Genomic DNA, 22,706 nt, shown 5'->3' with positions numbered 1-22,706 from the left:
CCGTTAAGTGTCGCCGTACCCGCACTCTGAATCCGATCGCTGTTGCCATTGTTATCAACTTCTACCGCGTAACGAGATCCCGCATCAAAACTCACGTTGTTGGTCACATTTAATGTACCAATCGAATTACCTGGCGCCACGGTACCGCCGCTCAATGCATGCAATGAACCCAAGGTACCAGCGCCGCCAATAATACCGCCGCTTTGAACACTAACGTCTGAGGTCAGAGAGCCATTGATAGCCAGCAAGCCCTGATTAACCCAGGTCGGTCCGCTATAGGTATTGTTGCCGGTTAATACCAGTGCCCCGACACCTTCCTTGGTCAAACCGCCGTGGCCAGAGATATCATTGCTCCAGATATCTACACCACAATGCACATCGTCACAGATACGTTGTGTCGGTTTACCAGCATCAAGCACTGCCCCTATCCCAGGTAAGTTGGCGACAAACTGCCCGGTGCCATAAGCCAGCCCCTCGGGATCCGGGATACGAAACTCAGCTGGAATATCCTGCTCGGTAATAAACATACCCGGGCCATTAATCGCCTTACTGAGATTAATCATTCCCCAACCATAGAGCGCATCGATGCCCGGTGCGCCTATATCGGTGGCAGTAGTTTTTAATACATCGGAAATTTGTGCGGCGCTAAAGTATGGGAAACGCTGCATTAATACCGCAGCACTGCCCGCCACATGAGGTGCCGCCATCGAAGTACCACTTTTATTGCCATAGCCGGTGGTGAGATCTTCGCTGGATGTTCCATTGATAACGGTGCTGTAGATAGCGCTTCCCGGTGCGGACACACAGAAACTGGCGGTATAGCCGCAACGCGAAGAGAAGCTACTGATGGTATAAGGTACAACATTACTTGAGGCATTATCCCGAGCCAGGCTGGCCACGGTGAGCCAGTTTGGGGCAATATCGGGGACAAAATAAGCCAGCCCACCCATTGCATCTGGATTATTGAGATTATAATCGTTCCCAGCAGCAAAAATGGTCAGAATATTACTGCGTGATGCATCAATCGCGCCCTGATAAGCGCCGCCAGGTTTTGTGCCAAGGATAAGCTTGATTTGATCAAACTGCTTTTGCGCATCATCCACCGTAAAGTGGGGATAAGCCGGATCTCTGCCGCCTTTGGCAAATTTGTCGGTAATACCAATGCCCCAGCTATTATTAATAATTCTGGCGCCACTGGCCACCAAGGCATTCCAACCGGCTTGATATACTGCCCCATCGTTACCCAAGATAATGCCATCCTCCGGCCCGGGATCACCATTATCGGCACTGATAATCTGTGCATCAAATGCCACTCCGTGCATTGCATTACCATTACGTGGACCCGCAGCGATACCGCCAACATGGGTACCATGGGAACCTAATTTTCCGTCGGAACCCACGCTCGGTGAACCGTCATAAATAAACGCATCTCCCCGCTTTACGGGAATATAGGGGTCGGTATATTCGCGGATCCCTTGAGTCACCAAATTAATAACCTTATTACCCGATGCAAAATCAGGATGTCCGGCGTAAACAGGTTGATCAAAAATACCTAACTTAATGCCTTTTCCAGTATATCCGGCAGCATAAGCATCATCGGCATGGATAGCCCCTAAGCCCCATTCGGCATTAAATTCTGCACTCCGCCAACTGCCCGGATCACCTAATTTTCCTTGTTCCGTATAAGGTTGCGCCTGAGTACTGCCGATAGTGGCAAGGCAAAATAGTAATGTTATTCTTCGATTTTTCCTTTCCATCCCTAATACCATCCTTTTGTCCTGTTAATTATTTGTAAAAAATGTATTCAAAACGTAACATAAAAAATAAAGCACAATAATGCGCATTCGTCTATTTATGCTGTTGGTATTCGCCTCAAGACAAATCACATCCGGGTGGGATTAAGGGAGGAATGATTCAAAATTGCTGATTTAGCGTATAGGGGATTTTTGAGGTGTTCCGGTGGCTTCAAGTTGTGCCTTTTACACTTTCCGCTCATTTTCTGAAGACGTGGTGCGTAACGATAAAAGCATCTCCGTTTATTGATAGCCGTTTTAGATTTATGGCTGGGGTAGGCAGAAAATAGATTCAGCAATACAAAAAGCAATTAGTTATGCTAAAAAGAGTAAACATATAATTAAAAACACTCTATTACATTATTATAAGGATTACTAAATAATGGTTAGAAAAGCGAAAGGGAAACAGCTTGAACTCCTCATTGACGATATAATCGTCAATCCATTTGCAATCGTAGTTGCTATCGCTTCAGGATATTTCTTTCATCGATATTCTGAGAAATACTGGTTTTGGTTAATGCTAATAACGATTATTTGTTACTACATTCTCATTCATATCATCAGAAGAAAAATAAATAGTAATTAATAAATGGAAATCTCTAACTAATATGAGTTTTAATTTAAAAAGCCTCCGCACCGGAGACTTTTTATTATCAATAATCTGGCGGCCAAAAAATCTATTAATGTCTAGCAAGGGAACGATGAATCAACGTGGAACTGATTTGAACGGCTCCTTGCGCTGGCCCGCGAGGTAAGCCCCAAGGATGGGGCGAGTAACCTAGCCAAAGCTCAGGCAATATCAAGTATGACGGGGATAACGATTAATTAAGGCTTCTGAACCACCAGCTCGTAATAACTGGTCGGCGAGGCGCCCAAGCTCTCAACCTGCTGAGTAACCTGAACAATTTTCCAGCCCTGACTGGCAAGTTGTGGAATATTGCCTTTAACATTCTCACCACAGGTAAAGGTCGTGTTATCTGACAACCCAATAAATTTTTGTACTTTCTGGGTTTCAGAACGACAAACATGCGCCTCCCCGGCCTGCGCTGCACCGATAGATAACAATAACACTGCCCCAGTTAGGATATATTTCATGCTGGCCTCGATATTGATTAATAAAGAAATAACTCTGCTAATGGAGTATAGGCATGTAATGAAATAACGAGCTGAAAATAACCTTCCCTAATAAAATATCCACGCCTAAAAAACTCACCCCACCGCGCTTTTCCTCGCACCGATCGTCCGCTTGGCCGGGGCGGTGATAAAGAGCAGACAGGCGATGATAAATCCAATACCTGTCCAGCCTAATACCGGCAGACGCTCACCGACAATAATCACTGCCAGCACGGCGGCAATCACCGGTTCAAATAAGGTGATGGCGGTGGCGGTGCTGGCTTGCACTCGTGCCAGCCCATAACCGAAGCAGACATAACCCAAAAACATCGGCACCAGAGCCATATAGGCACCAACGGCGGCGTTTTCCCATGAGGCTAATAACGGTGCGCCGGTGGCAAAAAGTACCGGCATCAGCAGGATACCGCCGAGGCCAAAGGTGGCGCCCATTGCCGCTTTCGAGGGAATGCCGCGCTGCATTAAACGCCGTGCCGACCAGGAATAGAGCGCATAGGTTAAGCCTGCGAGTAATCCCAGCCCCACCCCAATCAGTGCCTCGGATGACGCCTCGCTTGCTGTGTGTCCGCTGCTTTCTGCAATACACAACAGCGCCATACCAACAACGCCGAGGATAGCGCCGGTCAGCCAACGCAGGGTAAGCGGTGATTTATCCATACGGTATTCGATCAACGCCGATAATAGCGGCGCAGAACCAATAGACACCACGGTGCCAATCGTCACCCCAGCCAGGCGCATTGAGCCGTAGAACGCCAGCGGATAGATAGCGACGGCAATCGCCCCCAGCAGCAGGCAGCGCCACTGCTCGCGCAGGTATTGCCCGTTATTAACGATGCTTTTTATGGCGATCAATGCCTGCAATAATCCACCGATCCCCATCGCGACGGCGCCGATAGCTGCTGAACTCACCGTTGGCGCGAAGGTTGCGGCGGTGCCAGTGGTGCCCCACAAGATGGCGGCAATCAATACGCTGCCGATACCCAAAGCACGTTCTGTCGATGCCGCTCTCATAGCGCGTCCATCATCAGGCTTGCCATCTCGGTCGCCTGCTGTACGCAATCACTGTTGCCTTCCAAACCGGCGCGCGACATCGCCCCTTCCAGCAAAAAGGAGAAGTGTTTAGCAATCTGCGAGGCTCGCGCGGTATCACCGCCACAAAGTATCGCAAGCGGTTGTGCCAGCAGTGATTCCACCTGCTCTTTATGTTTGCGCACCGCCACTCTGCCCGGCGCGCCTGCTGGCAGTTCGGCGGCAGCGTTTAATAGTCCGCAGCCGCGAAAACCGCGCTCATAGGCATAATCAGCATGATCCTGATAAGCCAAAAATACGGCTAATACTTTCTCTTTTGGCGTACTCACTTGCGTGAGCCGTTCAGCATACAAATCCAGCCACTCTTGATGACGAATTTCGATATAGGTCGCCACCAGCTCGGCCTTGGATGCAAAGTTGTTATACAGACTCTTTTTCGCGACCCCGGCTTTTTTAACAATCGCATCGATCCCCGCCGCGGCAATGCCATCGTTGTAGAACAGCACACGGGCGGCTTCAAGCAAACGCTCGCGGGCGCTTTCAGTGGTTTCTTTTGATGAGTCAGACATCACATCCTCCGGCATTGGCGATAATTATCAGCCGTTCAAAACGAGTAGGTAGACCAGTCTACCTACTCAAAATTTATCGTCAAGTGTAGCCGCTAGATTGCGGACAGCGATTTACGCGAAGCGGGATAAAAGTGGGTGGGACGTTTGCAGGGTCTTAGCTAAGGCTAACGCTCGGTTGGCTCATCAAGACTGGAAAAATAACGGGCTGGCGGTTTGCCCAAAACTTTCTTGAACATGGTGATAAAAGCATTCACCGACTCATAACCTAAGTTATCCGCCACCCGCTGAACACGAACACCAGCAGAGAGTTGCTGTAAGGCGATGATGATATGCAGTTGCTGCCGCCAGCGTCCGAAGGTCATGCCGGTTTCTTTGATAATAAAGCGGGTGAAGGTGCGTTCGCTCATTGCCAGCTTTTGCGCCCACTCGGCGACTTTTCTTCTATCGGCTGGGTTGGCCGTTAATAATTTGGCAATCGTGCGCAGACGCGGATCGTTGGAGATAGGTAAATGCAGTTGTTCGACTTTCATCAATACCAGTTCATCAAGCAACACCGCGGCCAGACGCCCGGCGCTATCATCCGCCTGATAGTTCTGCGGCAGTTCTGCCAGTCGCTGAATTAATTCTCTGAGCAACGGGGTTATCGATAACGTGCAGCAGCTGGTGGGCAAATTAGCCGTTTCAGGTTCGATATAGACAAAATAAAGCACGCCGTTGTGGTCTGTGCTGTTGCTATGCAATATCCCGCCGGGGATCCACACCGCGCAATGTGGCGGCACCATCCACCAGCCTTTATCGGTTTCACAGATCACACTGCCGTGCATAGCGACGACCAGCTGCCCTTTACGGTGAGTGTGTTTAGGCGATTCAATGGTGCCGTCAGAAATTTCGTAAAAGAAGGAAATAACGGGCTGCGTTAGCACATCAGGATTAAACAATGCGGGTGCTTCTTTTAGGGTTGGCATCACGATGACTGTTTTTAGTGATTTTTTTGTCAATATAACGTAATTCATCCTCGGTAGCGATACGTAAACTTGCCTTTTATCTCCACCGCATTGAGTCATTTTATTCTATGAGCAACCCATCTGTTCTCAGTCATTCAGTGGCACGACCCGTCTTGCTTATTATCGGGATCTTGTTAATTGCGACAACGCTGCGCGCGCCGATAAGCGGCATTGCGCCATTATTAGACACCATCAAACATAGCTTTACGCTTAGCACCACTAACGTATCGATGTTGATCACGCTGCCGCTGCTGGCTTTTGCTTTTATCTCCCCTTTCGCCGCCAGAATTTCTCGCGAATATGGTATTGAACGCACGCTGTTTATCGCCTTATGCGTTACCGCTATCGGTATTGCTGTGCGCTCGACCGGTTCGGAGTGGAATCTCTATCTCGGCACGTTGGTGATAGGTAGCGGTATCGCGATTATTAATGTGCTGTTACCCAGCCTGATAAAGCGCGATTTCCCGGCGAAAGTGACGATACTCACCGCGTTTTATGCCTTATCAATGGGCGCGATGGCGGCGTTAAGTTCCGCTATTGTGGTGCCATTGTCGCAGGCTTCCCACTTCGGCTGGCGCTTTGCAACCGGCATCTTTATCTTGCTGCCAATTATCAGCGCGATTGTCTGGTTACCTCAGTTGCGTAGCCATACGGTTATGGCGCCAAACGCCCTGAATTCAGCTGACAGTAACAAGGTCTGGCATTCGGCGTTAGCCTGGCAAGTGACGCTGTTCTTTGGCATCAACTCCTTTATCAACTATGTCGCCATCAGCTGGCTACCAGATATTTTACAAGATGCCGGTTATACGGCTGCGCAAGCTGGCTCCCTGCACGGCTTGTTGCAGCTTTCAGGTGCGCTTCCGGTGCTGTTTGTGATCCCCTTTATCGCCCGATTAAAGGATCAGCGCGTTCCCGCATTTTTATCAACCTTGGTGACAATCGCCGGCCTGTTAGGCTTGTTATTTGCTCCTACCGCGGCCACCCTTTGGGTCATACTTCTGGGTATCGGCACCGGGATGAGCATGGTCCTCAGCCTGTCGTTTGTCGGCCTGCGCAGCGCCAATGCGCATCAAGCCGCCGCGCTTTCAGGGATGGTGCAATGCGTGGGTTATTTACTTTCTGCCGCAGGCCCGCCGCTCATGGGTAAACTGCATGAGATAAGCCACAACTGGCATCTGTCTTTGGGATTGTGCTTGGCTTTTTGTGTAGTGATGGCCATTGTCGGATGGCTGGCCGGTCGCGCCCGTCGTATCTCGGATGTGCCATAGCCGCTGACAACGCTGGCTGAACATCTATAAATCAGATGATAATAGGCATCGCGATACTATCAATTATCTGGGGAATAGCATGGACGGCAGCGAGTTAGATGAAGTGCAGGCCTTTCTGGCGGCTTTTGACAAAGGCAGTTTCACCGCGGCCAGCAGCGTGCTCAATCGCGATGCCTCCATTATCTCTCGGCGGGTCAGCGCGCTTGAGGCACGTTTGGGGATTCGACTGCTGGAACGCACAACCCGCCGCCTCGCCCCAACCGAGGCGGGAACGCGCTATTATCAGCGCATGCGAGCGGCGCTGTCGCTGATGGATGAAGCCTCAGCCGAAGTCACTCAAAACAACCAGATCGCCTCTGGCCTGCTGCGTATTGCGTTGCCCGCAACCTTCGGGCAACGCTGGATTTCACCTCGACTGCCTGAGTTTATGGCTACGTGGCCGCAGATCACTATCGATGCTGAATTCTCCGATCGCTATGTTGATCTGGTACATGAACGTTTCGATCTGGCGGTACGTATTGGCGATCTGGCCGACAGCCGTCTGGTCGCACGCAGATTATCGTCTAACGAGCGTATTTTGGTCGCAGCCCCGGCTTATTTATCCCGCTATGGTACCCCCGAAACGCCGGAGCAACTCACTGAGCACGCCTGTCTGGTGAATCCTCGTATCGAAGGCTATCCAGACTGGCGTTTTCGTACGGGTAACAAAACGGCGACAGTAAGAGTGAATGAGCGTTTGATAGCCAATGACTCCACCACCCTGGTCGCGGCGGGCGTGGCTGGAATGGGCGTGATGATCAGCGCCCGATGGCTTATTTTAGATGAGCTTAATAGCGGAAAATTGGTGCGAATTTTAAATGACTGGCAGTTCGAATATAGCGGCGATATTCATCTGGTTAGGCCTTCAGCACGCTATACACCGCAGAAAACCCGCGTATTTTCCGACTGGCTTATCGAGCAATTCACCACTTCACCTTGGGATAACAATACCCGCTAAGGTTAAAACGTGATTAATTTCTTCATGCGCGCATTCAGTGCGCGAGTCATTTAAAAATCATAATGAGATTTGAACTGCTTCAATAGCTTGGTTCTGGATATCGGGTATTTTTCCCCTTCGCGGGCGGTAAGGATACGATCGGTACGGAAGAACCTAAATTGCTGGCGCAGTTCGCACCAGGCCACTAAAATTCGCACCGAATCGGTAAAAGATAATGCCATTGGCCATATTTCTCGCTCAGTGATATTTTTTTGCTCATCAGAATACGAGATATAAAGACGTAATTGCTGGCGAATAGCAATGCGAAAGAAATTAAGCGGCAATATATTTTCTGGAAAATAGTCATAGGAAGGACCGGGTAATACTTCCGGTGAATGTTCATGTAAACGGATAGCATCAGGCAGAATACTGACCAATTTACTCCGCGCATTCATTGCCACTTCTTTTAAAGTGGTATCACCTCGTTGATTAACATATCTCAAACCGAGTAACAGCGATTCCGCCTCGTCTTCCGTCAGCATTAATGGCGGTAGGAATGTCTCTTTACGCAGTAAATAACCGACGCCAGCTTCACCATCAATATGCGCACCGGCTGCGGTTAATGAAAGGATATCTCGATAAATTGTTCTTTCCGATACACTCACCGCCACCGACAACTCTTTGGCCGTCGTTGGACGCTGCCTTCCTCTGAGAATTTGAAGAATATCAAGAAGTCTGGCAGCACGTGACATAATGTATTATCTCGAAGTTGATTATAAACGTCATCATAACATAGAAATAACCATCACTAACATTGAAACAAACTTCAGACATTAATAGCCATTAATAAATATCTTTATTTAATAAGATAATTAATTGCGTTATTTTCTCATCCCTCACGCTAAAATAATAAGTAAGGATAACAGGGTCTGGTAATTTTGACTTATCGAATGTGCCATCAACAATAGCATGAATAATAATATTACCATGATTGATATACGCCTTTTTCACCGTCATCGTTACGCTATCATCGAATATCTCTTTTTTGACCCAACCTCGAATAGCATCATGTCCAAAGAATTCTCGACTTGCATCATTGAGCAAAGCATCTGAAGCAAACGTTGAGATAAAAGTATCTTCATCACGCTCATTATGAGCTGCAATGTTAGCCTGGATAACCTCGGGTAAGTTATGAGTAATATCTTGCATTGTGACCTCCTGTTTTAGATACATTGATTATCATCTATCACTGCGACAGTTTCTGTCAGGAGTCTGAGCAACACTCCTGACAGAAACTGACAGCCGGGTCTGCAATACTGTGAGTTGTGCCGTGACGTATGGCATAGCGAACGGAGATCCTAATAAAAATGGCAAGCAAAGACCCTATCCCATTCAAAGACTTACTATGCGAACAGCAGTTTCGTACCTTGGCAACCCTACTTAAATCGATAAATACCGATATTGATGAAAAGGTTTTCCTCTCGACGGTGCTTGATGGCTTGGATGACCTGACATTAATGCAGCGAGTTCGCCGCACCAGCGACGCCATCGCGCTGGCAACAAAAGATTATGACTCAGCATTACTGTTATTAGTCGACGCCGCTCCCCGACTGAGCAAAGGCTTTATGTCGTTCATCGCACCGGATTATGTCGGGCAATACGGCCGACATGATTTTGAGCGTTCAATGGCAGCATTAAAATTCTTTACGCCGTTCGGCACGTCCGAATTTGCAGTGCGTGAGTTCTTACGTGACGATACACCGCGCGCGCTGGACATCATGAAAGCCTGGTCGCTGGATTGCCATGCCGCCGTGCGCCGGTTGGCAAGCGAAGGGTCTCGCCCCCGGCTGCCTTGGTCATTCCGACTGGCAGAAATTGAAGCCTCCCCGGAACTGGCGGCCCCTATTCTGGAAAATTTGCACAACGATCCGAGCTTGTATGTGCGTCGCTCGGTGGCGAATCATCTTAATGATGTGACGAAATCTCATCCTGATTGGGTGCTGGATCGCGTCGCACAATGGGATAGCAATAACCCGCAAACCCGCTGGATTATTCGTCAGGCACTGCGCACGCTGATAAAACAAGGCAACAACAAAGCGCTGGCGATAATGGGCGCAGATGCCGTGCCAGAGATTACCGCCCATGAATTTAGCATTTCTCCAGGGCAACTCTCTCTTGGCGACAGCATAACGTTATCCGCCGATCTCAGTTCAACCTCTACTGATACGCAAAAACTTATCATCGATTACCGCCTGCACTATGTGCGGCAAAACGGGACCACATCGAGCAAGGTATTTAAGCTGAAGGAGTTAATACTGGCACCCGGCGAGCGCATTCGCTTTAGCCGTAAACAGCAGATCCGTGATTTCACCACGCGTAAACATTATCCGGGCAAGCATCAGGTTGAATTGATTATGAATGGGGAAGTGGTCGCCAGCGCGTTCTTTGAATTACGTTGTTAATCAGCGCCGCTATCAAATAAGAAAATATCCAGCCGCGCGAATAAATAAGCGGCTGGATAGCGTCAGCTAAAGAGAGTTTTAGCCTTGTGTGTTCAGTTTATCCTGAGTTTTGGTCAGGAAATCCGATGCATCATGACGTTCGTGCAATTGGCTGTCGAGATCGCCAAATACGCGGTTTACTTTGCGCCCGCGCTGTACCGCAGGACGTTCAGCAATCGCATTCGCCCAGCGTTGCAAGTTCTTGTATTCATGCACCGACAAGAAGGTGGCGGCATCGTTATACAACCAGCCTTTCGCCAGCGCACCGTACCAAGGCCAAATGGCAATATCAGCGATGGTATATTCGCTACCGGCGATAAATTCATTGTCAGCTAATTGCTTATCCAACACGTCAAGCTGGCGTTTGGTTTCCATCGCGAAGCGGTCAATTGGGTATTCAAACTTGGCCGGAGCATAGGCATAGAAATGCCCGAAACCGCCGCCGACAAACGGCGCGCTGCCCATTTGCCAAAATAGCCAAGACAGCGTTTCGGTACGCGCTTTGCTCTCTGTTGGCAGGAATGCGCCGAACTTCTCCGCCAGATACAGCAAGATGGCGCCAGATTCAAACACACGAACTGGCTCTGCACCGCTGTGATCGACTAATGCTGGAATTTTAGAGTTAGGATTAGCCGCGACAAAACCGCTGCCAAACTGATCGCCGTCACCAATTTTAATCAGCCAGGCATCATATTCTGCACCGGTATGACCAAGTTCTAGCAGTTCTTCGAGCAATACCGTGACTTTTACGCCGTTAGGTGTTGCCAGTGAATAGAGTTGCAGAGGATGTTTCCCAACCGGCAGATCTTTATCAAATCTTGCTCCCGCCGTTGGGCGGTTGATATTGGCAAAAGCACCGCCGTTTGCCTTGCCTGGAACCCAGACTGCTGGTGGTACATACTCAGGTAAATCAGCCATTTAATCCTCCAAATACTCAATTAAAGGTAATAGTTTTCACCATCTTAACGGAGAGCCGTTAAACAGAGGGGATTAATTTGTGCCCTACCGCTATGCTGCAATAGACCAATTATAGATAAGTTATTCCTTGGCCGTTCGGAGCCGATATTTCAGAAATAGGATATGATACGCACTGCCCGTGGGGCCGACCACGCCACTCCCTATGAGAATCACATCTTATGCATACCCTGCTCTTTTTTCTCGGCGGTTTTCTACTGTTAGCCTGCTTTTATGTGCGCATTAAACGATTGTCAGCCACCCTTCCTGGTATCAAAAAATGGGCAGGCGGACTGTTTATCATGCTTTGGCTCGCCGTTAGCCTGGCCAATATGTATTTTGGGGTCGTAAAAGCCGGATATAGCGTGGGTGAAGAACTGCCGATTATGCTGCTGATTTTCCTGCCACCTACGATTGCAGCCTATTTTTTCTGGTTTAAGGATTAACCGTCATCGAATAATAAAATCACCTTTCCGCTCAAAATGACGGTAAAGGTGACTTTATTGACTGGATAAGTCATTTTTCATGTAACGTCCCGCACTATAATGACGCCATGTTCTACCGAGACAGGTCATGTTCTTCTCTGGTAGAGATGTTGAGCGTTGCTAATCTTTGAAGGATTTTCCCATGAAATTAACCAGCCAAAACTTTACGCATGGTTCAGCAATCCCCAGTGAGTTTGCTTTTGCCGTGCAGGACAAAGAAAGCCACCTGGCCCTATCCAGCAACAAAAACCCGCATTTAGCCTGGGATGACGTGCCAGCGGGCACACAATCCTTCGTGCTGCTATGCCAGGACCCGCACGTCCCTAGCGTGGTGGACGATGTGAATCAGGAAGGAAAAGAAATATCCGCAGCATTGCCGCGTATCACCTTCTTCCACTGGGTATTAGTCGATATTCCTGCCCAATTGCGTGAGATTGCCGCGGGCAGCCATAGCGAGGCGATTACCCCACGCGGTAAACCTGCGTTACCTGCAGAATCCGCCATGCGCCACGGTATTAATGACTACACCAAGTGGTTCGCCAGCGATGAGCAAATGAGCGGCGATTATCACGGTTATGATGGCCCTTGCCCACCGTGGAATGACACCATCGCCCACGATTATACTTTTACCCTGTACGCGTTAGATGTTCCGCGTTTGAGTCTGCAAGGTAAAATCTATGGCCCAGACGTGTTGTCAGCTATCGAAGGCCATGTACTGGCACAAACCAGCCTGACCGGTACTTACAGTTTAAACCCGAACGTCGCGTAATGAACGCAGGCAGGAGAGTCGATGCCCAACCCTATCAAGAGCACCGTTGATATTCCAATTATCAATAATACTCTGCTGCCTTCCCAAGTGCCGGTAGACCACTGCCGGCTCTTTTCGCTTGCCCACCCTTTTATCCAGCAGCCCCATCAGGTACGTGGTTTTCGCTTTTTTGAAGCCAGCCTGTTACGAATAAAGTCGGGTCGGTTGCAGGCGGAAGATGAACAGGGTTCATCCGTTACGCTGGAAAGTCGCGATCGTATTATGCTGATTGCGCAAAATACCCAGGTGAACGTCAGTAAAACGCCCGATGCTGAAAATGGTTATTTCCAGTCTTTGTATTTGAGTTTTTCATCCGATCTGATTGCCGCGTTTTATCGAGAACACGCCCCCATGCTGGCCGCGTTATCGCCACTGAGCCGTTTTAAGACCTTGGTATTAGATGAGGAATTGCAGGATACGTTGGACTATTGCTTACGCGGTCTGGAGGGGGAATCCCCCAGCACGGCGCTACAGCAACATCGTCTACAAGGAGTACTGATTGCGCTGGCCGAGCGCGGTATCGTATTTATGCCCCACACTGGCGAGACTATCAGCACCCGCTTAACCACATTATTGGCGAGCACGCCAGAATTTGCCTGGACGGCAGCCGATGCCAGCCAGCAATTGGCGATGAGCGAGGCGACATTGCGGCGGCGACTCGCAGAAGAACAAACCAGTTTTCGTGAACTATTGCAGGATGTCCGCATGCACCACGCCATGGCGCTATTGCAAACCACCCGTTGGAGCCTGACGCAAATCGCCGATGCCTGTGGCTATCGCGCCAGCTCTCGTTTCTCGTTACGCTTTAAGCAGCGTTTTGGCTGTTCACCCGCCGATATTCGCTGATAGCCGCGAGGTATTGCTATTCGTTAGCGAAGAAGATATCGCCCGATTCTGCTCTGAGGATTTTACCTTCAGCATCGGTTATCAGCGCGTAGCTGCCGCCGATGTATGTCCAGTGGCTGCCTGACAGAGGCGCTGGCAGGTTACGCTTTTGCCAGTCAACAATATCGTAAGGTTTAGTACGATACACGCTCGGTACCACATCCCCAATTTTATACAGCTGGGAATCATCATAGAACGAGGTGATTTCATGAGAGGTTGCCGCCGCAGCCGTGTGCGCGAAAGACAACATCGAGGCACAAACCACCGCCGACAACATAATAAATTTAGAATAACGCATAGCATCTCCGGAATAAAACCATCTGCTCAGCGCCCACCAAGGGGCGTTGTCACCAGCTGTTGTGCGCAGGCACATGTCTGGCAACATATCAAAATCTGAGCGTTAACTGTTATAGATAATAGCGAGAAAACGCCTTCGATGGATGGAGATTATTGTTAATAAACGTGGCGAAAACCGCCTCGAGTTCGCAAAACGCTCAGCGGCACGCATTAATAGTCTCATCCACCTAAAATAGAGGTTAAGTTCGGTCGGCGTTATCCCTGAGATTTGGCTTTCTCAAACAATACAAAACCGATACCCAATATCGCGGCTATCGTGCCAACCAGAAAGACCGAGGCATAGCCAAAATGTACCGCTAACACACCGGTAATCGGGCCGGTTATGCCATATGCGATATCCTGAAAGGCAACAAATCCGCCGAGCGCGGTACCACGGCTCTGCGGCGGAATGTGTTTGAGGATCTCAACCCCCAGCGCCGGGAACAACAACGAACACCCCATGCCAGAGAGCAAGGCTCCCGCCAGTGCAACCGCTTCGTTTGTCGATCCCCACAACATCCCCTGACCAAGACCTTCAATGCCCAACGAGATTATCGCAATCCGATATCCGCCAATACGGTCGGGCAGATGACCAAAGCACAGGCGCATAAAGGCATAAGCACCGCCGAAAAAGGTCATTGCCAGCGCAGCGTGTGACCAACCTCGTGAGGCAAAGAAGAGCGAGGAAAAGGCGCTGATAACCGCAAAGCCAACCCCCTGTAACAGCAGCGCAATACCGCTGCGCCAGATTTTCCCAAGAACTTGAATCATCGGTACCCGCGCCCCGCCGTAAGCAAACGCGGCGAGCGTGCGATAACCTATGGCGTAGGCGCATAATGAGGTGAGCACAATCGTCGCCGTCGCTTTCTCAAAGCCGGAATGCTGGTAAATCATCATACCGAAGGGGGCACTTAACGCCAGAGACGCGTACATCGCCATCCCCGTCAGTGACATTGCCTTACCCGCTGCCGTTGGGCCGCCCGTTGCAATCATCCATGTCACTGACCCGGTGACCAGTTGACTCTCACCAATCCCCGCGACGACCCGGCCAAACAGTAATACCGCCAAAGCCGCAGCAGGTGAAGCGTGTAAGGTTGCCGCAATCACATACAGCACGCCTGCACATGCACAGACAGCAGCCCCGCGCATCATCGACGATTTCCCACCATGCACATCGGCTGCTCTGCCAGCATAACTGCGGGTCAGAACGGTCGCCAAAAACTGCAATCCAACGCTACATCCGACTATTACATCACCAAAGCCAAGTACCTGGTGCACGAATAAGGGGACAATTGGCAACGGCAACCCCACGGAGATAAAGCCCAAAAAAAGTCCGGCTGCAATAGGCAACATGGCGCGAACAGAATTGACAGGATGAGCACCTACCCGCGAGGTCGAGGACGTTTTTTGATTTGAAGACATTGTTTACCCTTTGAAGAGTTTGCCCTTTGAAAAGAGCAGTTTTTATAAAACAAAAGTCTGCCGCCCCCAACTCAGGATGCGGCAGACTTCAATCACTTTACGGCGCTTAGTTTGCCGGGTTCAGACGAGGAAACGCCTCTTCCAGCGCATGTGGCTGATAGCCAGAGGCGTCGAATAAGTAACGGCGTGCCGCCTCTGTTTCACTGCGAATACTCGCCATATCAACACCGACCAGCTGTCCGTCATGCTTACGCTGTTGGCCTGCAACCATGACGGTACGCACATCGCTACGGTTAGCCATATGCACAACATTGCCGACTGCATTATGCGATGGGAAGATACTGATGCCGTCGGTACGGATCATGATCACATCCGCTTGTTTACCCGGCGTGAGGCTACCGATGCTGCTCTCCAGCCCCATGCAGCGTGCGCCATCAATGGTTGCCGCCTCTAGAATTGCTCTGACATGAACCGGTGCAGGTACAGAGGTCTCCCCAGCGGCACGTCTTCTTTGCACGAAGGTTCGTTGCTGGACAAAGGCAGCGTGCATTTCACCAAACATATCCCCGCCCTGAGAGGTGTCGATATCAATGCCAAGCGCAGGGCGAAGACCGTGCTCAATCGCGTTTTGATATGGGAAACCCTCTGTTTCTAAACCAAATAATGCATCCGTACGTGGGTTAACCGTAACGTTCACTCCAGCCTCGGCCAGAATCGCCCAATCGTCATCCGTCAGACGGACACAATGGTTGAAAATATTATCCGAACCCAGTAAACCCCGAGCGTGCAGATCGCGCAGTGGCGATACGCTGCCATCCCAGTTACCAAACTCACTAAGAATGGGACTGCCAGACTCCCGTGCAACAGCCCACTGTTCCGCCTCAGCAACATTGGCAAACAGACCAATATTGACCAAGGCGTCGGCAGGTCGCTTAAGGCGTTTAACTTCTCCAGGCCAGTGCTTAACTGACATACCAACTGGCTGCCCCACCATATGAATAGCGCGCAGGCCCGCCGTATCGAAAGCATTGAGCGCGGCGTCGGTATGCTCAGGTGTCAGGCTGTTATGGCCTGCATCCAGAATGCTGGTGATACCAGCGTCCAGACATGACAGGCTGGTCAGCAGCGTAGCAAGGTACATATCCTGAGGACGATAATGACGTCCGATGGCAAATGGGATCGCATCAAAATAGTCGTTGAGAGTTTCAACGTTTGGCATCAGTCCGCGTAATAGACCGAGCCACGCGTGCTGGTGAGGGTTCACAAATCCTGGCATCACAATATGGCCGCTGGCATCGATAACCAACGCCTCTTCAGCGCTCAGATTTGGGCCAACAGCGATAATATGTGAACCTTCGATCAAGACATCCGCGACGGCGAAATCACCGATAGTTTTATCCAGGGTAAGCACGGTTCCATTTTTGAAAAGCGTCCGCTTATGAGTGGTGTTATGCATTTTGCTATACATCCGTAACAACATGAATCTGACAGCGTGGTACGCCCAATAGGGTGTCCGGGCTACATAGCTTGGGTTGATGCCAACCCCGCGTGACGCAAAGGTTAAGCCTACCGCTCTGTTTACTGAAGTGACGTTATGTCATTACTCTGTTGACTCAAAAGCAGGGGGAATTATGAGCGTCGGCGGGCGTTTATTATCGGGTGTCGCTGTATTGGCAGCCATAGTGGAAAGCGGCGGCTTCACGCGTGCTGCCGTGGTATTAGGCATGTCAGATTCTGGCGTTAGACGCGCGGTATCTCGTCTGGAAACCCGAGAGCCGGTTGGAGATCTGGAGATTGGGGTGAAAGGAGTAGAGATAAAAGTGGTATAGAAGAGTTCGCCTGCTCACGCAATTGTTGACTGATCGGTAAAGTATTGTTTTAATCCGGCCTGGGAATTACGTAAAGGATAAAGCAATGAGTGGAAGGCCCAAAGAATACGATGACATGCGTGTGATTGAAGCCGCGATGGACGTCTTCTGGGACACTGGCTATGAGGCGAGCTCAACTCAGGTACTATGTGAACGAACGGGTCTTGGCCGTGGTAGCCTGTATTATGCTTTTGGCAACAAACAAAACCTTTATGAACAGGCTCTGCGTCGCTACCAAGAGCTGGGGCTAAAAGCGCAAATTGAAATTCTGGAAGGTTCAGGCTCTGCTAAAGAACGCTTAAGGGCGTTGCTGCAATGGGTTGTAAATGGCGGCCTTGATCCGAACGGCAACCGCCCCTGCATGGCTCTATTTTCAACGATGGAGCACGGAAAAAAACATCCCGCGATAGAAGAGATTAACCAAGCTTATTTCTCGAAACTGGAAGCCTCTGTATGCAGTACTATTGCTGCCGGACAGCAAAATGGCGAACTATCTAGCGATCGTCCGGCCATAGAGGTAGCGCGTGTGTTTCTGACAATTTACGGTGGTTTGAACATTTTCAGTCACGCGATGGAGGACAACGCTTTTCTTGCTGATGTGCTTGAAGGAACAATAGCCCGACTTTAATCCTGGCAATAAGACCGCTTACCTGCGGTCTTTTTTGGCCCCATTCTTTACCAATCAGTAAAGAATCATCATTAATAAAATGATGAGACATGTTCTATAAATTAAAAAGGAATGATGATGAAAAATTAAAAATATTAAGAAATAAAATAAATACAGTAATAAAAAATATCATTCTTAATGAAGAGTAAGGACAATCACATGCCTAAAAAAGCAATTTCAGCAGAAGCAATAGAGCAAATTTTTACTAAAGCAAGAACGTATCATTATTGGACGGACCGTTTTGTCTCTGACGAAAATCTTCATGAAATATATGAAATCATGAAGTGGGGTCCGACAGCTCTTAATTCAAATCCAGCGCGAATCCTTTTTATTAAGAGCGAAGAAGAGAAAGAAAAGCTGGCTTCTGCAATGTGGGGATCAAACCCTGCTCAGGTAAAACGTGCACCTGTCACAGCTATTCTGGCATATGATGAAAGTTGGATAGAATTTCTACCAAGGCTTTTTCAAACATACGATCCTCGCCCCCTTCTTGATGGAAATAAAAAATTAACCCAAGAAACGGTTTTCAGAAACAGTACATTGCAGGGGGCTTATATGATTTTTGCCATCCGCTCTCTGGGCCTTGATGCCTGCGGCATGTCAGGTTTTGATAATGAACAAGTGGATACACTTTTCTTTAAAGGAACGACATGGAAATCAAACTTTATTTGTACCCTCGGTTATGGTGATGACGATAAACTTTATCCAAGGGAACCACGTCTGGAATTTGGGGAAGTATGTAAAATTATCTAAGCTGATTACAACCTTTCTCGATTGTAAGTGAAATCTCTGGTTTACACTTGGCCATAACATCGCCGTTTTTGCGAGTTCTGTTGGCGTTTCTTTTTTTCTCTACGTAAAGGTCTAGCCGTTTGTTCTTTCGCGCAGTAAGGTTGGCCTGCCTGCAAAATCAGGCAACGGGATTAGCCTCCTGATAAAATCTTAGTGGCGACACATGACGCGCCAGCGTCTTTTTTTTGTGTCGCGCGTTCGGCTACACCTCAATGTTGGGCTGGGCGGGGGCATCGCAAGATGCGCCGGTGTCCGATAAGGCCGGTAAGGCTAACCCTGTTCAGTCCGCCACCTGGCGATTAGCCTCTCCGGTGGTGGTTTAAAACATCACTTATCGGAGGATGCCAACATGGCGACGTTCCCAACCTAAGCTCATGTTTTAAATACCGATTTCACCTCATCATCAGCAATACCATGAGCCTGTCGCTTCATCCATTTTGCAAAGCAAAAATATTGGAAATATTACCAAATTTCGTCATTGGGAAGCATCCGTTGCGCCGCACGGATATTCCGGGTAACAGGTAAATGTTGACCACTGTGACGTCCATTAATACGAGGAACCTCGGATCTGAGATCTGCAACGGGTATACGGCCTCCACCACGTACAGTTTGAGGGCCTATGGCGCGAAAACGTCCATCACTATAACTATAGTTCAAGCCTACACCATTATGGCGCTGGTAGTAGATCCACCACCGGCCATTTTCGTATTTCAGAAATGCAAAACCGCGGGGTCTTGCTGCATCGCCGTAATCGTCGAAGATCATCGAAGCGGCGAGCCCTAGCCCATGCCTATTGTCAGCACCGCGATATTCTTTCTGGAGGTAATTAGAACCGCCCTGTACGTGGTATACCCTATACTGATTAGCGTCAATTTGATCGACCAAGATTGAGCAACCGCTGAAATCAGGAGTAAATACAAAGCACCCTGATCCTGGGTTCGCGGGTATCACACAAGACCCACCCTGCGGTACCCAGAACCCCATCAGAGGATAAGACTTACCAACGGCGGCGACATCCAGCGTAACCACATTATTATTATCGACAGAGTGACTGTTGAGGTCAAAAGTCGTTAAACCATTACGCTGTCCTGGATAGCGGACAGCGGTCAAGAAGTATCGACGAACGATATCTTGAGTAGCGTTCCTAAACCGATTGTTGAATTCTGTAGACATTATATCGCCTTACCTTTTAGCTTAACTTGTTCATTAATTGTCTTTTATTTTCATCTTACATTTAAAATAACCATATTTATGTAAACATTACAGAGGGCGGATTCCTATTTCTTCTAGCAAGTGTTCTATAAACTGTTGGTCGTAAAACTGAAAATAGCTCAGCCAGGTCGCCAATTGAGTACGGCCTGGTTTCATGCATCCGACGCAGTTCTTTTTGTTGCTGATCGGGGGTCTGACGCTCAATGGAACGAAAACTTACGTTAAGCAATATTATCCTTCTCTTTTAATGTCTCAGATGCTCTTTTGTCACCTGTTCTGCCAGCGGCCTATGTCCGTAACAAAGCGGGAGGCTCGGGATTTCGCAACAAAACTTGCTGCACTTCGCCAGTCTAGTCAACTTTTACACCATCCACGATTTGCGTAACCTCAAAACCGAACAAACTTGCTTATATCCGCAGTGTTATATCTGTCAGAGAGTTTATTGACTTAGTCGCGTGTCCACTATTGCTGGGTAAGATCAGGTAGGGTCATGCTACCAAACACTTGGCATTGCATTTTTCCGTGCCACGTTGCACATCTTACGAAAAAATCTTAATGACACAATGTAAATTGTAATCTCGATATAATATGGTGAGATTAAGTAAAGTTGAGACAATTAATACACCATGATTATTATGTTGATATAAAGTTAAAGATTCTTACAAAACCATTATGATATAGTTTCTTTACTTATAGAAAACTAAGGAAGAAAAAATGAAAAAAAATTACTATATCAAGCACTTGTTATACAGCCTGGTTTTCTATGCAATCATCATCTTGCTTTTATTACTTAAAGAGCGTCCTGAAGATCAGGAGTTTTATCCCTATATTTTAATTTTTGGTTTTGCTTCCTCTGTTTCTTTCCCTTTTGCCGTAGCAATTATTGAGCACATTAATTCTAAAATGATCAAACCTACCCATTGGGGATGGTGGGTAGGTTTAGTTGCTCTCATTTTCGCAATTCCACTAAGCTTGCTATATTTTATAACAAAATTTAAACGCAGATAAAATTAATTATAACGACATCATTTAAATAAGGTGTCGTTTACCTTTCCAATTAAATCATCATCAATCAAAGCACCAATAACGGCCAGTAACAACCCAAAGCCTAGAATTCCAAGTGCGGAACCAGTGATTACTGCGAATGCCCATGCTACTAATTCAGTAGCCAAAGCCCCTGCAGCCATGGATTCTACTTTAACAAAGAATGGTTTATAGTCACCACTATTTACAGAGGAAATAAGTACTTGCACTAAACTAACCCCGTCCAAGCCATACCCTACGAGACTTAGTGCCTTGCTATACCTCACTAAATTTTGGGATAAATTTTGATAATCTAGCGCTGCTAATGCATTCACTATAGCTTGCCGATCTTGAACACCAAACTTCTTGTTAAGAACACTTTGATATTTGTTAAAAGCGGCTAATGCTTGATCAACATTACGTAATTTCTTGCCTTGTGCTGCATTTGCAAACTCTTTAGCTATTTTAGCTGCGTTATCGCTAAATTGAGCTGCTACTACTTTATAAAAGTCAGTTGTAAATTTCGTAGCTGCTAGAATTTTATCAATTTCTGTTTGAACAGATGTCATACTCGATTGAATTATTAAAAGATTTTGCCTGTCATTAGTTACCAACTGATTTACTTTTTCCTTATCTTCCCCCCTTATATTCACATACTGCTGTGCTTGGCTTGCATCAGCTTGGCTTCTCGGCCACCAAATACGACCATTATTGAGTATGATGTCTAATTCAATATATTCTGCTGCATTTTCTTCTGAAGCAATTTTAGCCTGCAGTTCTGCGACAATTGAATTTTGGTAATTCACTAAGGCTTGTGCTCTTTGCTCAGGCGTTGGATTTATTAAAGTGAAATATGCAGTTCCTGTTTGACTAGACTTTTCTTGTGCTGTGCTCAAAATACTATCGAGTTCAACCTGCCTCTGATTATTTTCATTCATCCCATAACCAAGTTCTTGAACATGAATCTGTGCAACATTTTTTGCAAAATCCTCAGGGCGAATCGTTTGCGAAATTGAATTTGGCGAATGGGCCAACCCCGTTCCAAAGCCACTAGTTATGCCGTCCCCCAGACTCGCATTAGTTACAGTTTTACCACTTGTAATCACAATAACTGGCTCTCCACGAGAGTTGAATGGTACGCCATCTCTGTAGTATGCAATGCTCATATATCGATCTCCTTAACATTAGAATAGATAAATAATTACTGTATATAAACGGGTCTTCCCCTGTTGTGGTGGTTAAGGCGTCAGCTTGGGAAACGGAGATTTTCCTACGATAAAGGTCGGTAGCCCTATACGAAAGACGCGCATCCACTAACTCAGAGGAGAATTTTAACGGCAGGCCAATTATTTGAGCACAGCGACACACAAAAAATCAGGGACGCTGGCTGAAAAGGGTATCTTATTTTTTGTACAATAAAACGCTAACTTCGGGTGAAGGCTCTTAACCGGCTATTCTTTTTCTGAAAAATACCACGCGTTCGGTTTCTTCAAAGCCTAAAGCCTGATGCATTTGATGAGATATATGATTATCTAATGGCGCATCGCTGGCCATCTCGGTGCAACCTTTTGTCACTCCCCAATCCTGTACGGCTGCAACCAGCCGTTTGGCAATGCCCCTACCTCTCTGTTCAGGAATAACAAAAATCCCTTCAAGATATGCCACCGGGCTGCTTTCACAACCGTTCACATAATCATGGCGAACAGTGGCATCGGCAAACGCAACTGTCCGATTCTGGTTATTTATTGCCACGAATGAAAAATATTTATCGGGACAGGATAAAATATTCTGGCCTTCTCGAATATGCTCTTCACAGCTATGGTCTGGCCATAGCTGACTTCGAAGCCCAAGCCACGCGTTCAAAGAGGTTTCATCCATTAGTTTAATTTGCAAGGTATACCCCCATTGGTCATAACGAAGCTCGAATCAAAATTATGTCTGGAACTGCTTTTAAGTCTCAAAAAAGTAGCCTTATAAATATTT

The 22,706-nt window shown here is 48.0% G+C and carries 25 protein-coding genes; 11 read left to right on the top strand and 14 right to left on the bottom strand.

Features of this window, described 5'->3' with window-relative positions:
* The 5 genes from ACL9RG_RS18320 to ACL9RG_RS18300 form a co-directional block, all read right to left on the bottom strand.
* A partial coding sequence (locus ACL9RG_RS18320) for a S8 family serine peptidase (protein ID WP_422794067.1) occupies positions 1-1,757 on the bottom strand: 1,757 nt, incomplete at its 3' end.
* A gap of 861 nt (positions 1,758-2,618) precedes the next feature.
* Complete coding sequence (locus ACL9RG_RS18315; RefSeq protein WP_422794066.1) at positions 2,619-2,888, bottom strand: hypothetical protein; 270 nt, start codon at positions 2,886-2,888, stop codon at positions 2,619-2,621.
* Between the two features lie 114 nt (positions 2,889-3,002).
* Positions 3,003-3,935 (bottom strand): DMT family transporter, encoded by a 933-nt coding sequence (locus tag ACL9RG_RS18310; protein ID WP_422794075.1) that lies wholly within the window; start codon positions 3,933-3,935, stop codon positions 3,003-3,005.
* Complete coding sequence (locus tag ACL9RG_RS18305) at positions 3,932-4,522, bottom strand: TetR/AcrR family transcriptional regulator (protein WP_422794065.1); 591 nt, start codon at positions 4,520-4,522, stop codon at positions 3,932-3,934. Before ACL9RG_RS18305 ends, ACL9RG_RS18310 begins: the two co-directional genes overlap by 4 nt.
* 164 nt (positions 4,523-4,686) lie before the next feature.
* Positions 4,687-5,520 (bottom strand): AraC family transcriptional regulator, encoded by an 834-nt coding sequence (locus ACL9RG_RS18300; RefSeq protein WP_422794064.1) that lies wholly within the window; start codon positions 5,518-5,520, stop codon positions 4,687-4,689.
* Between the two features lie 74 nt (positions 5,521-5,594).
* Between ACL9RG_RS18300 and ACL9RG_RS18295 the strand changes: the two genes are divergently transcribed.
* The gene (locus ACL9RG_RS18295) at positions 5,595-6,794 is read left to right on the top strand and encodes a CynX/NimT family MFS transporter (RefSeq protein WP_422794063.1); all 1,200 of its coding nucleotides are present in this window, start codon (positions 5,595-5,597) and stop codon (positions 6,792-6,794) included.
* Positions 6,795-6,873: 79 nt separating this feature from the next.
* Positions 6,874-7,791, top strand: a complete 918-nt coding sequence (locus tag ACL9RG_RS18290; RefSeq protein ID WP_422794062.1) for a LysR family transcriptional regulator — start codon at positions 6,874-6,876, stop codon at positions 7,789-7,791.
* A 50-nt stretch (positions 7,792-7,841) separates the two neighbouring features.
* Here the strand turns inward: ACL9RG_RS18290 and ACL9RG_RS18285 are convergent, their stop codons facing one another.
* Positions 7,842-8,522, bottom strand: a complete 681-nt coding sequence (locus tag ACL9RG_RS18285; RefSeq protein WP_422794061.1) for a helix-turn-helix transcriptional regulator — start codon at positions 8,520-8,522, stop codon at positions 7,842-7,844.
* A gap of 91 nt (positions 8,523-8,613) precedes the next feature.
* Positions 8,614-8,979 (bottom strand): nuclear transport factor 2 family protein, encoded by a 366-nt coding sequence (locus tag ACL9RG_RS18280; RefSeq protein WP_422794060.1) that lies wholly within the window; start codon positions 8,977-8,979, stop codon positions 8,614-8,616.
* A 158-nt stretch (positions 8,980-9,137) separates the two neighbouring features.
* Here ACL9RG_RS18280 and ACL9RG_RS18275 point away from each other — a divergent pair, with 158 nt between their 5' ends.
* Positions 9,138-10,232, top strand: a complete 1,095-nt coding sequence (locus tag ACL9RG_RS18275) for a DNA alkylation repair protein (RefSeq protein ID WP_422794059.1) — start codon at positions 9,138-9,140, stop codon at positions 10,230-10,232.
* A 78-nt stretch (positions 10,233-10,310) separates the two neighbouring features.
* On the opposite strand, the gene yghU is transcribed toward ACL9RG_RS18275, so the two are convergent.
* Positions 10,311-11,189, bottom strand: a complete 879-nt coding sequence (gene yghU / locus ACL9RG_RS18270; protein WP_422794058.1) for a glutathione-dependent disulfide-bond oxidoreductase — start codon at positions 11,187-11,189, stop codon at positions 10,311-10,313.
* A gap of 218 nt (positions 11,190-11,407) precedes the next feature.
* On the opposite strand from yghU, the gene ACL9RG_RS18265 reads away from it, so the two are divergent.
* The 3 genes from ACL9RG_RS18265 (at position 11,408) to ACL9RG_RS18255 (ending at position 13,364) form a co-directional block, all read left to right on the top strand.
* Positions 11,408-11,671, top strand: coding sequence for a hypothetical protein (locus ACL9RG_RS18265; RefSeq protein ID WP_422794057.1), 264 nt, complete (start codon positions 11,408-11,410; stop codon positions 11,669-11,671).
* Between the two features lie 181 nt (positions 11,672-11,852).
* Complete coding sequence (locus tag ACL9RG_RS18260; protein ID WP_422794056.1) at positions 11,853-12,479, top strand: YbhB/YbcL family Raf kinase inhibitor-like protein; 627 nt, start codon at positions 11,853-11,855, stop codon at positions 12,477-12,479.
* A 21-nt stretch (positions 12,480-12,500) separates the two neighbouring features.
* The gene (locus ACL9RG_RS18255) at positions 12,501-13,364 is read left to right on the top strand and encodes a helix-turn-helix transcriptional regulator (protein WP_422794055.1); all 864 of its coding nucleotides are present in this window, start codon (positions 12,501-12,503) and stop codon (positions 13,362-13,364) included.
* A gap of 16 nt (positions 13,365-13,380) precedes the next feature.
* Here ACL9RG_RS18255 and ACL9RG_RS18250 read toward each other — a convergent pair whose 3' ends face one another.
* The 3 genes from ACL9RG_RS18250 to ACL9RG_RS18240 form a co-directional block, all read right to left on the bottom strand.
* Positions 13,381-13,701: an RcnB family protein gene (locus ACL9RG_RS18250; RefSeq protein WP_422794054.1), complete on the bottom strand. Its 321-nt coding sequence runs from the start codon at positions 13,699-13,701 to the stop codon at positions 13,381-13,383.
* 254 nt (positions 13,702-13,955) lie between these two features.
* Complete coding sequence (locus ACL9RG_RS18245) at positions 13,956-15,161, bottom strand: arabinose transporter (RefSeq protein WP_422794053.1); 1,206 nt, start codon at positions 15,159-15,161, stop codon at positions 13,956-13,958.
* A 106-nt stretch (positions 15,162-15,267) separates the two neighbouring features.
* A complete protein-coding gene (locus ACL9RG_RS18240; protein WP_422794052.1) occupies positions 15,268-16,617 on the bottom strand; it encodes an amidohydrolase family protein in 1,350 nt (449 codons plus the stop codon).
* A 175-nt stretch (positions 16,618-16,792) separates the two neighbouring features.
* Between ACL9RG_RS18240 and ACL9RG_RS18235 the strand changes: the two genes are divergently transcribed.
* From ACL9RG_RS18235 to ACL9RG_RS18220, 4 genes are all read left to right on the top strand, one after another.
* Positions 16,793-16,990, top strand: a complete 198-nt coding sequence (locus ACL9RG_RS18235; RefSeq protein WP_422794051.1) for a helix-turn-helix domain-containing protein — start codon at positions 16,793-16,795, stop codon at positions 16,988-16,990.
* Between the two features lie 85 nt (positions 16,991-17,075).
* Positions 17,076-17,657: a TetR/AcrR family transcriptional regulator gene (locus ACL9RG_RS18230; RefSeq protein WP_422794050.1), complete on the top strand. Its 582-nt coding sequence runs from the start codon at positions 17,076-17,078 to the stop codon at positions 17,655-17,657.
* A 198-nt stretch (positions 17,658-17,855) separates the two neighbouring features.
* Positions 17,856-18,449, top strand: a complete 594-nt coding sequence (locus ACL9RG_RS18225) for a malonic semialdehyde reductase (RefSeq protein ID WP_422794049.1) — start codon at positions 17,856-17,858, stop codon at positions 18,447-18,449.
* A 224-nt stretch (positions 18,450-18,673) separates the two neighbouring features.
* The gene (locus ACL9RG_RS18220; RefSeq protein WP_422794048.1) at positions 18,674-18,811 is read left to right on the top strand and encodes a hypothetical protein; all 138 of its coding nucleotides are present in this window, start codon (positions 18,674-18,676) and stop codon (positions 18,809-18,811) included.
* 139 nt (positions 18,812-18,950) lie between these two features.
* Here the strand turns inward: ACL9RG_RS18220 and ACL9RG_RS18215 are convergent, their stop codons facing one another.
* Positions 18,951-19,661, bottom strand: coding sequence for a hypothetical protein (locus ACL9RG_RS18215; RefSeq protein WP_422794047.1), 711 nt, complete (start codon positions 19,659-19,661; stop codon positions 18,951-18,953).
* A 753-nt stretch (positions 19,662-20,414) separates the two neighbouring features.
* Between ACL9RG_RS18215 and ACL9RG_RS18210 the strand changes: the two genes are divergently transcribed.
* Positions 20,415-20,708, top strand: coding sequence for a hypothetical protein (locus ACL9RG_RS18210; RefSeq protein ID WP_422794046.1), 294 nt, complete (start codon positions 20,415-20,417; stop codon positions 20,706-20,708).
* 17 nt (positions 20,709-20,725) lie between these two features.
* On the opposite strand, the gene ACL9RG_RS18205 is transcribed toward ACL9RG_RS18210, so the two are convergent.
* Positions 20,726-21,889, bottom strand: coding sequence for a colicin-like pore-forming protein (locus tag ACL9RG_RS18205; RefSeq protein ID WP_422794045.1), 1,164 nt, complete (start codon positions 21,887-21,889; stop codon positions 20,726-20,728).
* A gap of 277 nt (positions 21,890-22,166) precedes the next feature.
* Positions 22,167-22,616: an aminoglycoside 6'-N-acetyltransferase gene (gene aac(6'), locus ACL9RG_RS18200; protein ID WP_422794044.1), complete on the bottom strand. Its 450-nt coding sequence runs from the start codon at positions 22,614-22,616 to the stop codon at positions 22,167-22,169.
* Between the last annotated feature and the right edge of the window lie 90 nt (positions 22,617-22,706).

Origin of the sequence: Rouxiella sp. Mn2063 (genome assembly GCF_049319665.1) — a bacterium.
Taxonomy (GTDB): domain Bacteria; phylum Pseudomonadota; class Gammaproteobacteria; order Enterobacterales; family Enterobacteriaceae; genus JBMOUD01.
Note: the sequence above shows the minus strand (reverse complement) of the source record. Positions and strands in the feature narration are given on the sequence as shown.